The 12,696-nt window shown below is 68.1% G+C and carries 9 protein-coding genes; 7 read left to right on the top strand and 2 right to left on the bottom strand.

Annotation, left to right across the window (positions count from 1 at the left end):
• The first annotated feature begins 2 nt into the window (after positions 1-2).
• The 4 genes from AC4AMJ_RS24210 (at position 3) to AC4AMJ_RS24195 (ending at position 4,490) form a co-directional block, all read left to right on the top strand.
• Positions 3-773, top strand: a complete 771-nt coding sequence (locus tag AC4AMJ_RS24210) for a lysophospholipid acyltransferase family protein (RefSeq protein WP_489915222.1) — start codon at positions 3-5, stop codon at positions 771-773.
• A 26-nt stretch (positions 774-799) separates the two neighbouring features.
• Positions 800-1,573: a lysophospholipid acyltransferase family protein gene (locus AC4AMJ_RS24205; RefSeq protein WP_489915220.1), complete on the top strand. Its 774-nt coding sequence runs from the start codon at positions 800-802 to the stop codon at positions 1,571-1,573.
• Complete coding sequence (locus tag AC4AMJ_RS24200; protein ID WP_489898641.1) at positions 1,570-2,427, top strand: HAD family hydrolase; 858 nt, start codon at positions 1,570-1,572, stop codon at positions 2,425-2,427. The genes AC4AMJ_RS24205 and AC4AMJ_RS24200 overlap by 4 nt, the downstream gene beginning before the upstream one ends.
• 476 nt (positions 2,428-2,903) lie before the next feature.
• Entirely contained in the window at positions 2,904-4,490 is a 1,587-nt protein-coding gene (locus tag AC4AMJ_RS24195; protein WP_489915218.1) for a DUF222 domain-containing protein, read from the top strand.
• 4 nt (positions 4,491-4,494) lie between these two features.
• Here AC4AMJ_RS24195 and AC4AMJ_RS24190 read toward each other — a convergent pair whose 3' ends face one another.
• The gene (locus AC4AMJ_RS24190; RefSeq protein WP_489915216.1) at positions 4,495-5,859 is read right to left on the bottom strand and encodes a peptidoglycan recognition protein family protein; all 1,365 of its coding nucleotides are present in this window, start codon (positions 5,857-5,859) and stop codon (positions 4,495-4,497) included.
• Between the two features lie 148 nt (positions 5,860-6,007).
• Positions 6,008-7,273, bottom strand: a complete 1,266-nt coding sequence (locus AC4AMJ_RS24185) for a DUF7373 family lipoprotein (RefSeq protein ID WP_489898644.1) — start codon at positions 7,271-7,273, stop codon at positions 6,008-6,010.
• A gap of 220 nt (positions 7,274-7,493) precedes the next feature.
• On the opposite strand from AC4AMJ_RS24185, the gene AC4AMJ_RS24180 reads away from it, so the two are divergent.
• The 3 genes from AC4AMJ_RS24180 to AC4AMJ_RS24170 all read left to right on the top strand — a co-directional run bounded on the left by AC4AMJ_RS24180 (position 7,494) and on the right by AC4AMJ_RS24170 (position 12,657).
• Complete coding sequence (locus AC4AMJ_RS24180) at positions 7,494-9,329, top strand: dynamin family protein (RefSeq protein WP_489915214.1); 1,836 nt, start codon at positions 7,494-7,496, stop codon at positions 9,327-9,329.
• The gene (locus tag AC4AMJ_RS24175) at positions 9,326-10,765 is read left to right on the top strand and encodes a GTPase (RefSeq protein WP_489915212.1); all 1,440 of its coding nucleotides are present in this window, start codon (positions 9,326-9,328) and stop codon (positions 10,763-10,765) included. Before AC4AMJ_RS24180 ends, AC4AMJ_RS24175 begins: the two co-directional genes overlap by 4 nt.
• A 68-nt stretch (positions 10,766-10,833) precedes the next feature.
• Positions 10,834-12,657 (top strand): Hsp70 family protein, encoded by a 1,824-nt coding sequence (locus AC4AMJ_RS24170; RefSeq protein ID WP_489915210.1) that lies wholly within the window; start codon positions 10,834-10,836, stop codon positions 12,655-12,657.
• The last annotated feature ends 39 nt before the right edge of the window (positions 12,658-12,696 follow it).

Raw genomic sequence — 12,696 nt, 5'->3', positions numbered from 1 at the left:
GCATGGAACCCGTCTACGACACTGTGATCACCACCGCACGCCTGTTGTGGCTGGCCGAAGGACTGAAATTCAAGGTGTCGGGTGTGGAGAACGTGCCCAAGGACGGTGCGGGTGTGATCGCCATCAATCACACCGGCTACCTGGACTTCACCTATGCGGGCATCCCCGCGTTCCTGCAGGGGCGGCGCAAGGTGCGCTTCATGGCCAAGAAGGAGGTCTTCGACAACAAGATCACCGGACCGATCATGCGGTCGCTCAAGCACATCCCGGTGGACCGGGGTGCCGGCGCGGAGAGCTACCGGGCCGCGGTCGACTACCTCAAGCGGGGCGAACTCGTCGGCGTGTACCCGGAGGCGACGATCAGTCGTAGTTTCGAGCTGAAGGCGTTCAAGTCCGGTGCGGCGCGGATGGCACTCGAATCCGGTGCCCCGATCATCCCGACGGTGATCTGGGGAGCACAGCGGGTGTGGACCAAGGGGCATCCCAAGAATCTCGGCCGCAGCAACGTCACGATCATGATCGGAGTCGCCGAACCGATCCAGCCGGTGGGCGATCCCGACGCGATCACCGCACAGCTGCACGAGACGATGAACGCGAAACTCCTCGAGTTGCAGGACGCCTACGGGGAGCATCCGAAGGGCGAATACTGGGTGCCCGCGCGGCTGGGCGGCTCGGCCCCCACGCTGGAGGAAGCCAACCGGATGGATGCCGAGGAGCAGGCGGAGCGCGCGGCCAAGCGGGCGCAGCGGGAAGCCCAGGAGGGGAATTCCTGAGCCGGCGGGCAGATATTCTTGCCGCTATGGAACCGGTCTACCGGACCCTGGAGGTCATCGCGCACGGCTTGGCACGGGCACAGGCCGTGGACCTGCGGTTCTCGGGACTCGAGAACGTCCCGCGGACGGGTGGTGCGGTGCTGGCGGTCAACCACACCGGCTACGTCGACTTCCTCCCGGTGGCGCTCGGACTGTATCGGGCGGGTCGTCGCACGCGGTTCATGATCAAATCCGAGGTGATGGACGTCGCGATCATGCGGTTCCTGGTCAACCACACCAAGACGGTCCCGGTGGACCGGTCGGCGGGCGCCGATGCCTATCGCAGTGCGGTGCGCGAGCTCGTGGACGGGGAGATCGTCGCGGTCTATCCGGAGTCCACGATCAGTCGCAGCTTCGAGCTCAAGGAGTTCAAGACGGGCGCGGTGCGAATGGCCGCGGAGGCGGCGGTATCGATCGTGCCGGCCATCGTGTGGGGCGCGCAGCGGCAGTGGACGAAGACCACCACCGGCAAGCGTCAGATGGGACGCGCCCACATCCCGATCTCGGTCCGCTACGGTGAGCATCTCACCGTGAGTCCGGACGAGGATCCGCACGAAGCCACCGACCGTCTGCGCGATGCGATGACGACCTTGCTGATGGAGGTCCAGGACGCGTACGGACCGCACCCGGCCGGGGTTTTCTGGGTACCGTCGCGGCTCGGGGGAACCGCACCGACGCCGGAGGAGGCGCATGTGATCGAGGACGCCGAAGCCGCAGCGAAGGCAGCCGCCCGTGCGCAGAAGGCGCAGGGTCGCCGGTGAGCGAATCATTGGCGACAGCAGAAGGTTTCGGCCCTCCGACGCTGATCGCATCGGACGTGGACGGAACGCTCATCGACGACGAGAATCGGGTGTCGCGCCGCACCATCGACGTGCTGGGTGCGGCCGTCGACGCGGGAGCCGAGTTCGTGCTCGCCACCGGACGTCCGCCGCGCTGGATCGCCGAGATCACCGACCAGTTCACCGGCACGGCAGCGCGTGTCCGGTATGCGGTCTGCGCCAACGGCGCCATCCTCTACGACGTCGAGCATGATCGGGTGATCTCCGCGGCGACCCTGGAACCGGCCACGCTGGAGAAGCTCGTGGAACGCGCCTACCAGCGGATACCCGGGTGTGGCATTGCCGCCGAGCGGGCCGGTCGGTCGGCCTACGACGCCGCGACCCCGCCGTTCGTCGCGACCTCCGGGTACCGCCACGCCTGGCTCAACCCCGACCACATCGAGGTCGGTGACGACGAGGTGTACACCGACCCGGCGGTGAAACTGCTTGTCCGGCAACCGGATATGCGCAGCGACGAGATGGCTGCACTGCTGAAGGACGCCGTCGGCGACCTTGCCCAGATCACCTTCTCCACCGACAACGGGTTGATCGAGTTGTCGGTGCCAGAGACCCACAAGGCATCGGGGCTGCGGGAGATCATCGGTGTGGCGGGTCTGTCCGCTTCTGCGACCGTGGCATTCGGCGACATGCCCAACGACGTGGAGATGCTCACCTGGGCCGACCACGGGGTGGCCATGAGTCACGGTCACCCGGCTGCACTCGCCGCCGCCGACGAGATCACCGTCGGGAACAACGACGACGGAGTCGCGCAGGTGCTCGAGCGGTGGTTCGGGTAGCGGCTGTACCGGCAGTCACTCCCCAGGCTGGTCGATCTCGATACGCAGCAGTAAGGGCACCCACGTGACTGGTCGGGGGTGCCCCTTTCCGCCGGGGGTCGCTGATTCGGGCGCGCCCCTTTTCGCTGGGGTGCCGTTTCGCTGATTCGGGCACGCTCCTTTTCCGCTGGGGGTGCCGTTTCACTGATTCGGGCGCGCCCCTTTTCGCTGGGGGGTGCCGTTTCGCTGGTCGAGGGCACCGTTTCGCTGGTCGAGTAGCCTCCGAGCCGCTCTAGGCGAGGATGCGTATCGAGACCCGGTGATACCCGCCCTGACCTGCGTCGATCATTCTTGTCGGACCGATGTCGTAGATTGAAACCCAGCGAAATCGAAGCAGTGATGTGATGCCGGACCAACCCCACTGGGGGTCGGTCACTTTCAGAGATATGTGGGACGTGTGGTTTCGCCGTGTCCATCTCTCTGAAAGGTGTTGTGCGGTGTCGGGTTCGGATTGGGCGTTGTCGCCGTGGTGGGGTGAGGCCTCCCCCTGGCCCGACCTCGCGACGATCTTCACCGGCCGTCTGCACGCCGAACAGATCGGCGACGCCGACACCAACGACCTGCTCGGGTCGATGGCCGCCACCCAGCGCGGTGTCGCGTATCTGGCCTGGCACAACTATCAGCTGGCCGCCGAACTACACCAGCGTGTGGTCGGTGAACAGCCGCGCCCCGAGGATCTGTTGGTGGTCGACGGGTTCGCCGACTGTGCCGCCCGGATCGCGTTGGCGTTGAGCATCTCCCAGTCGAAAGCCGAACAGCTGGTGCGCGACGCACTGGCCCTGCGTGATCGGCTCCCCCAGGTGGCCGAACGGCTGCGCCACGGCCAGATCTCGCCGGCGCGGGTGGCCTCGATCATCGCCCGCACCGACCTGTTGACCGGGCATGACGCCATGCCCGATGTGGATGCCGAGATCGCCGCCGAACTCGATCTGCATCGCGGGGCGTGGTCGGCCGAACGGCTGCGCGACATGGTCGATCGGATCGTGTTTCGCCACGACCCGGATGCGGTCCGCGAACACCGCCGCCGCGCCCTGGCCCAGCGCCGCATGTGGACCACCCCTCAACCCGACGGCATGGCAACCATCACCGCCTCGATGGCGGCGGAGAATGTGCGCATCGCCGCCGCCGCGGTCACCGCGTTGGCTGCCGCAGTATGTGAACACGATCCGCGCTCGAAGCAGCAACGGGCCTCGGATGCGATGTTCGCGTTGCTGTCCGGAACCCGGTTCGAATGCCGGTGCGGGCGTGAGGACTGTGCCGCCCAGATCCCGGAACCGGGTACGGTGCCGCCGGTGGACGCGAAGATTGTCATCCATGTCGTGTGCGACGAATCCACTCTGAATGGTGAGGCCGCGCATGCGGGGTGGATGGCCGGGCACGGGGTGATCTCTGATGAGCACGTCCGCGAGTTGGCGGCGCGTCCGGATGCGATCGTCAAACCTCTGGTGCCCACGGGCACGCCGCGGAATCCGGACGGCACCTACACCCTGCCGGCGCATCTGCCGTCGAACCCGTACCGGCCCTCGACCGCGCTGGATACCTACATCCGGATTCGGGATGGCTACAGTGTGGTCCCCGGCACCGACACCGCGGCGTTCGCTCCGGGGGCTGATGTGGAGCATGTCGCCGAATACGACCACGCCCACCCCGCCGCGGGTGGGCAAACGGTGCCGGAGAATCTGAACATCAAAGATCGGTTCTTCCACCTCATCAAAACGTTCGGCACCTGGGTCGATGACCAGTACCGCGACCGGTGTGGCCGGTTACGCACCGAGTTCACCACCCCCGAAGGCCTGATCATCGATGGTGACCCCAACACCATGGAAGCGTTGTTCCCCGGGCTACTCCGCATCGGATTCGCCGCACCCGACCCACCCGGCGCACCCGCGGGATCGGCGGACGCCCCGACCCCACCACCGACCCCACCCACCCGACCGATCACCCGACTGGCAGCCAAACACAACCGCAGACGACAAGAACGGATGCGCAACCGCCGACGACGCGAGCGCGACGAGACCGACTGATTGCTCAGGCGGCGGGCGGTGCGACCGGTTGCGCCGGTTCCTTCGCGGCCGGCTGCGTGGCGGGCGGCGCGGGCTCCGGGGCAGGCGCACCGCCGGCCATCGCGCGGATCGCGGTCAGTGCGGCGTGCCCGAATTCGCCGGGGCAGCTGGTGTTGTTGTAGTCGCGGTGCCCGCTGATGGCGGGGAGGTTGGTGACGGCACCGGCCGGAAACTTGCTGTCGGTGAACGGTTCCGCGGTGAGCTGCGCACTGCCGAGACCGTTCACCCCGGCCTTGCCGAGCCGCCATCGCAGGAAACTGCCGACCGCGTTGGTCATCGCAGGTGTGGGGGCGACCTGATCGAGGTTGCCGATCATCGACACCCCGACGGTCGACTTGTTGAAGCCGCCGGTGTGCGTGCCCTCGACGTTGCGGTCGAGGCCGCCGAAGGCACCCTCGAAGACTTGACCGTACTTGTCGACCAGGACGTTGTAGCCGATGTCGCACCAGTTCAGGGTGCGTGCGTGGTACGCGTAGATGCCACGTACGATCTCCGCGGACTGCTCCGGGGTGTAGTCGTTGCTCCCCGCGGTGTGATGAACGATCGCACCCCGCACCGCCGGCGAGAACGTCGGCTGCGAACAGCGAATCGATTCGTCGGCGCCCCATTGCGCCCGCGCCACCACCGCGGGCCCGCCCAGTAGGGGTGTCAACAGCGATGATCCGAGCGACAACAACCCCTCCGGACTGATGAGGTTCGCCGACATCGTCGACATCGCGGTGGTGAGAAGCTTGCGGATCACCTCGCTCGCAGTTCCCATCCCCAGCTCGGCGAGGTCACCACCGGAAGAATCGGCGGCCGGGATCGCAGCGGGGATCGTCAGGCCCTCGTCGGTCACCGCGAGCTGAACTTCCTTGGCATCGCCGATCCACACCGGTTCGGTGCCCATCGGGTGCTCCGGCGATGCCGGACCGGCCGCCTCGACCGGCTCCAGGTCGATCCAGTCACCCCAGGTGTCATCATTCTTCTTGGCGCGCAGCATCATCGACGCATCGACCGGTCGCTCCCAGGTGAATGCGACCATCTTGAGAGGGGTGTCGCGGACGATGTGCTTGACCGCTGCGCCGACCCCTCGGCCGTCCGGTTCGATCTCGGGAAGTCGCACACCCGCGGCCGACAGGCCGGACTCGGCGAGGTCGAGCACCACCGACGGGACGTCGGCGAGCCCCACCTGGTCGATCGAGGTGGGCGGCACCGCGCGATGCCGATCGGTCGGGCGTGGATCGGAACCGGACAGGACCACGGCGAACGGGCTCGCGACGATCGCGGCTGCGACCGTCGCCAGCACGACGGAGTGCTTCGGGCGGGCGTTGGGACGGAAACGGCGCATGGTGTGCCATCGTGGTTGCCTCGACCTCGCTAAGCCCGCAGCGCGCGCCGAAAGGATGTGACTCGTGATGCGGTTGTTATCTGAGGGGCTGGTGTGACCAAGGGCATGGTCAGCAGGTGGTCCGGTTCGGTGCCACCAGCGCCGCCTCTCAGTTGGCCCCCTGATCCGCCTTCGTCAGGATCACGTACTGCGCCGAGATCTGCTGGTAGGCATCCTCTTTGCTCGTCGAGGCGAGAGCTCCGACGTAGCGGCCCTCCGGGACGATGCAGTAGAACACCTTCCCGCTCTGGCATTTCGCCACGGGCAGTCCCGGCGGACTCGGGATGTCGGTCCAGCCCTGGTTGCGGTTGGACGACAAGAAGGTGTCGACGATCTTGTCCGCTCCATCCGGCGTCGTCGCCCGGTAGACGGTCGAGCGCTCGACGGCGTTGGCGGTGGAGCCGACCTCGGTGAGGACGTTGAAGTCGGTCACCGGATCGGTACTGGTGTGCGCCATCCCGCGCGGGCCGTAGACCGCACGGACACTCGCACCCGGCACGTTGCTCTCGGCCTTCTTCAGCTCGGCGTCGGAGTACGGCAGGGCATAGATGAGCACATGATTCTGGTCGACGAGCGGAGCGGACGAGCCGGTGATCCCGCGTGCGGCCGCCTCGGCCTTGGTGGGCGTCGCCGGGAACTGGTCGATGAGCGCGGACTGGAGTCCGAGCGCCTTACGGATCGTCGGCTCGATCTTGTCCTGTTGCGCTGCGGTCGTCTGATACCACTGGTAGAGCACATAGGTCTTGTGCGGGGTGAACGCCATCATCACCTTGCCGTCGGGCGAGTCCCGCGAGATGACGAGGGTGTCCGGAAGCCCGGCCAGCCGGCCGACTTTCGCGCCGCTCTGCGCAGCAGCAGAGTCGGCCATCTGCTGTGCCGCTGCACTGGCGTCCGCCGCCGTCAGGTACCGGACCACCATGTTGTTGATGCTGCGTTTGGTACCGGCGCGCAGACTGTCGTCGGGTGTGGCCGCGGTGGTCACATATCCGCCGATCATCTTCTCGTTGGCAGGCACCTCGGCCGTCTCCTGCGCGAGGACGAGACCCAGATTCCGGCGCCCGGTGATGACCATCGTCGGCAGGATCGATTTGGTGAGGTCCTCGTCGATCTCGAACGGGACCACGATGAACTGGGCCATTCGTTGGCCCTCCACCTGCAGGATGTTGTCTGTGCTCGCCTTGCCGAACGGTGGTCGCGGATCGGTCGGATAGGTGCCGGTGTCCAGCGCGGCCACGTCGATGGAGGGTTCGGCAGCGCTGGTGGCCGCCTTGTTGTGCACCTCGCTCGTCGGCGTGCCGTCGGTGGTGCACGCGGCGATCGCCAAGGCGGCCGCCGCCATCGCCAACCATCGCAGAGTCGTCTGCACACTTGTCATGTGGTCGTTCCCCTCTGGAGCGTCGGCCGGCGAATCGTGGAGCGCCGACCGGTGCGCCGTCCTCTGTAAAGTGCTGTCCCCAGTGTGATGCGATGGCCGATGAAAAGGTTCCCGACGCGGCGCGCGGGAACGGACGGGCATTCGGGATGCAGATTAGGGCATGCCCTCGTGCACCGAGCGAATGACCTGGGAGTTTTCGTCTGGGTAGACTACGGGGCCGGTGGATGCCGACAAGGGGAAGTCTTCGATGGGTGAGTCCGCGTCGACCCGGGCGGCCGCCGCGTCCGGTGTGGTGGACGGCGCGGTGAAGGTGCTGCGCGCCTATCAGATGGACACTCTCGCCGACGTCGCGGTGGCCAAGCTGAACCGAGATGTGCAGGAGCGCACGGTGGTCGTGGTGGGAGAAGTCCAGCGCGGCAAGAGCTCCCTGGTCAACGCGTTGGTCGGTCGCCGGGACCTGTGTCCGGTGGGCGTCGACGTCACGTCGTCGGTGACGCTGGGTGTCACCCCGGACCCCGACCTGCCGACCGAGCTGGCCGCCGAACTGTTCCTGCCCACCGGCACCCGGACGATCGACGCGGCCGACCTGGCCCAGTGGGTGACCACCGACGGTGCGCGGGTCCGCGATCCCCACGTGGAGGAGCTGCCGACGGCGGCGGCGCTCGCGGTTCGCGACGCCCGCATGTCGGACGTGACGCTGATCGACACCCCCGGAGTGGGCGGCCTCGACGGAGGTTTGACGCGGCTGGCCGCGCAGACCGCCCAGCAGGCCTGCGTCCTCGTGCTGGTCTGTGATGCGTCGAGCCCGTTGACGGCCCCCGAGATGGCATTCGTGCGCGAGGCGACCACCACCGTGGACTCGGTCGTCGTGGTCGTCACGAAGACGGACAAGAACCTGCGGCGCTGGCGGGAGATCGTCGACGAGAACTCACGAATCCTCGCCGACCAGCTGCAGCGGCCGGTGACCGTGCTCGGGGTCTCCAGCCTGCTCGCGGTGATGGCCGCCGAGTCGACCGATCCGGTCGTCCGGGATCGGCTGGAATCAGACAGTGGGATCGCCGCGCTGCGCGCCGAGATCGTCCGGCGCCTCGACGCCGGCGCCGCACTGCCGCAGCTGGATGCGGTGCGCACCTGCCTGGAAGGTCTGCGGTCGGTGCGCACACGGGTCGCCCGCGAACTCGACGCCGTGCGCACCGGCGCGAACGCCCTGCCCGACCTCACCGCCGACGTCGCACGCCTGTCCGATCTGCAGGAGCAGTCGCGGCAGTGGGAGCAGTACCTGGCCCGCGACCTGACCCTGCTGCGGCAGTCGGCGATCGACGACCTGGAGCGTCGTCTCGACGGGGTGCGCGACAAGTGGACGACCTACATCAACACCCACGGCATGCAGGTGCTGCGCCGCAGCGAGCAGAAGTTCACCGCCGACATGCAGGCAGATCTGCAGGTGGCGATGGTCGAAACGTTCTCGGCCTTCCTGCAACGGCTGCACGACGAGATCATCGCGCCACGCTTCGCCGACGACCCGAGCGTCTGGGAAGAGCTGAGCGCGCGGATCGTCACGTCCATGCAGGGCAAGAAGATCGAAGCCCATCAGGTGGGCAACAAACGTCACGGGCTGCTCGACCCGACGCTGCTCACCATGGGAGTGGTCGGCGGGTCGACCCTCGGCGGACTGCTCGGGCTGTCGGCGCTGATGGGCGTCGGAGTGGTGGTGGGCACCGTGTGGGTCGGGGTCAACCTGAGCTTCCGGGCCATCCGTGCCGGCAAGTCGAACCTGCTGAGCTGGCTGCGCGAGACCATCGCAACCACCAAGGCGGCCACCGGCCGGCTGCTGGACGGCGCCGTCGCGCAGTCGCGCCCCGAGATCGTCATCCGCTATCGCGACTATCTCCGGACCAGTATCGAGCACCTGCAGACGACGATTGCCGAGGTGCAGAAGGCGGCCTCGGCCGACGCGGCCGCACGCGAACGCTCGATCCAGCGGTTGACCACCAACCTGGAGATCATCGACAAGCGGATCGCCGCCGCCGACCAGCTGCTGACGGACGGGCGGTGACTGTCGTGCATCCGAATCACGACCCTGTCCACAGCACCCTCGATCGCGGCCTGCATCAGCTGGCCGCACTCGGCGGTGATCTCGTCGGCCACGCCAACGCGATCGGGACGATCCTGTGGTCGCCGCCGCGGGTGGTGATCGTCGGACGGTTGAAAGCGGGTAAATCAACCCTGGTCAACGCGTTGATCGGGGCACCGGTCGCCGAGACGGCCGCGCTTGAGGCCACCAACGCGGTGACCGTCTATCAAGACGGTTCGCCATCGCGCGCGGAGGTCGTCGGGATCGACGGGCGGCGTCATCCGGTGGCGGTTCCGCATGACCGGCCGGCCCCGCTGCCCCTGGAGACGCCCGACATCGCGTTCGTGGACCGCTGGCTCCCGTCGGCGGCGTTGCGCCGTCTCACCCTCATCGACACACCCGGATTGTCGACTCTGACCGTCGCCAACGACGCCGCGACGCGACGGGTCATGATCGATGGATTCGAGCAGACCAGAGTCGCATCGATCGACGCCGACGCAGCGGTCTTCCTGTTCGACGCGGCGCCGCGCGCCGACGAGATCGACTTCCTCTCCCGGCTGCCCTTCACACCGCTGAACATGCTCGGAGTGCTCTCGCGCGCCGACTCGTTCGGCGAAGGGGCGTTCGGACGACGTGACCCGCTGACCCACGCCACCGAGCACGCGGCACGGATGGCGGACCGGCTGGCCGCCACCGTGGGCACCGTGGTCCCGCTCTCCGGGTTGATGGCCCAGACCAGTCACACCGGGATGCTGACCGAGCAACTGACGGATGCGCTGGCACGGCTGCGCGGGCTGGGGCCGCTCGACGTCGTCCGGGCCTTCGACGGCGACGGGCCCGACGAATGGACCGGCCAGGTGCCCCCGGCGCTGAGGGTGCAGCTACTCGCGCTGTTGGGTGAGTACGGCGTGCTCAACGGGCGCCAGATCGCGACCGGCGGTGCCGCCGCCCTGAACGCCTGGCTCGTCGAGCGCTCCGGGATCGGCGGGTTCCGCCACGCCCTCGACGCCTCGACCACGCGCTTCGCCGTGCTGCACCGGGCACATCGCATCCTGGCGCGGCTCGATCAGCTGGCGTATACGCATCCGGCGCGCGATGAGATCCGGTCCCTGGCCGCGCAGCTGCGATCGTCGCCTTCGTTGCATCCCGTCGCCGTGCTCGAGGACTATCAGCGGATGCTGCGCACCGACCCACTGGCGGCGATCACCGACGACCTGCGCACCATCCTCACCGCAACATCCCCGCCGGGGCGGGTCGGTCTCCCCGACGACGCTCCGCCGCAGCTGGTGGCGACCGAGGCTCGCCGGCGCCTGGCGCTCGTCCAGCAGCGATCGCTGGCGACCAGCTCGGCCGCCGAGGATGCCGCCATCGTCACGCTCGTCCGCACCTACACCCCGCTGACCGGCCAGACAGTCTGACAGCCCGAACTCGTGACAGCCCCGAAATCGTGACCACCCAGCCACCGACACACAGGAACCACCAACCCATGTCCTTCGCCGCCTGGACCCTGGCCATCGACTTCGGCACCTCCAACTCCGCCGCCGCGCACTCGGGCGCGACGAGCGGCGCCATCGAGACGCTCGCGTTGTCGCACGCCGGGAACCTGATGTCGTCGTCGGTGTTCGTCGCAGCTCCCGACCGGATCATCGTCGGTGATGCCGCGGTCGATGCGGCGCAACAGAATCCGGCCGCCTTCGTCGCGTCACCGAAACGCCTGATCGGCGCGGACCCCACCTGCACGGTGAACGGCCACATCATGCCGACCCACGTCCTGGTGTCGGCGGTCATGGGGGCGATCATCCAGCGCGGCAAGGCGGCCCACGCGGGCGCGCCTCCGGCACAATTGGTCCTGACGCATCCGGAGGCGTGGGCCCATCAGCAGATCCGGGTGTTGATCGACGCGGCAGCCGCGGTCGGCATCCATCCGTCGACCATCACCACCATCTCCGAACCGCGCGCTGCCGCCGCCCACTACTCGCGGTCACACGCGATGCAGCCGGGCGCCAAGATCGCCGTGTTCGATTTCGGTGGCGGCACTCTCGACATCGCCGTGCTCACCGTCACCGCCGACGGCGCCTTCCAAGTGATCGCGGCGCGCGGCGACAACGGTCTGGGCGGCAAGAACCTCGATGCGCTCGTGCAGCGGTGGGTCGAGGAGCGGCTCGGCGAACGCGATCCGGATCTCGTGGCATGGCTGCGCCGTGAGGCACCGGTCGATGTACTGCAGGCCCTGCAGGACTCGGTCCGCCGTGGCAAGGAGTTGTTGTCGGAGGCACCGTCGGCGACCATCACCGTGCCCACGCCTTCGGGACGCACGACACTCCAGATCACCCGCGACGAATTCGACGAACTCATCGGCCGAGCCGTCGACCAGGCGATGCAGCTGACGCGGGCGACGCTTCTCGACGCGGGGATCACCCACGCCGGGCAACTGACCGCGCTGTATCTGACCGGCGGTTCCTCCCGGATTCCGCTGATCCAGCAGCGGCTGGGCGATCTCGGGCCGGTGGCGACGCTCGACGACCCGAAAACCGTTGTCGCCCAGGGTGCGTTGCTGACCGCACGCGCCGAGGCGGCGCCGCGCGGGAATCCGGCGTCGGGGTGGCCGGCACCGCCGCACCCGCCGACGCGCGGCCCTGGTCAGCCGGCGCCGGTGCGGGCTCCCGAGTTCACAACGCCGCCCGGCGGGTCACCGCAGCGGCGTCGGCGGTGGGGGCGGATCGCCGCAGCCGCCGTCGCCGTCGTCGCCGTGGTGGGGATCGCTGTCGGCACGATCGCCCTGGTGAACTCGGGGGGCGACGACCCGCCCGTTGGCGCGGCCGCACAGTCGAGCGCGTCGGACACCGCCACGGACGCCGCCGGCGGCCCCACCGGAGTCGTGACCGACGAGGACCAACTGATGGGCCTGCTGCCCGGCCCGCTGCGCGCGTCGGTGACCGATTGCCGCAAACAGGGATTCAGCTCCAACGACGCGCTGAAAGTGATGTGCCGGTTCGCCGAGGACAGTTCACTCGCCGAACTCGCCGGCCCCGAACCACTCTCGTACTTCATGGTGGTCTACGCCGACCCCGCCGAGGCGAAGGAACGTATCGTCAACATCCGCAACGGCGTCTATTCCGCCGGTAAGGGCACGCTCGTCGAGGATCCGCAACGCACCGCGGCCGCGGAGGTCCGTCCACAGTCGTCGGTGAGTGGTGACTACATCGTCGACTACGCCAGTGAGGCGACCGCATTGATCGTCAATGTTTTCGGCGTCGGGTCCGAGGCCGAGGGCCGGACGTTCCTGAGCCGGTCCGGGCTGATCGCTTGACACCGGGCCTGATTGCACGCCGCGGAACATTTCCGGGGC

The sequence above is a fragment of the Gordonia sp. LMA484 genome (genome assembly GCF_058129505.1).
Note: the sequence above shows the minus strand (reverse complement) of the source record. Positions and strands in the feature narration are given on the sequence as shown.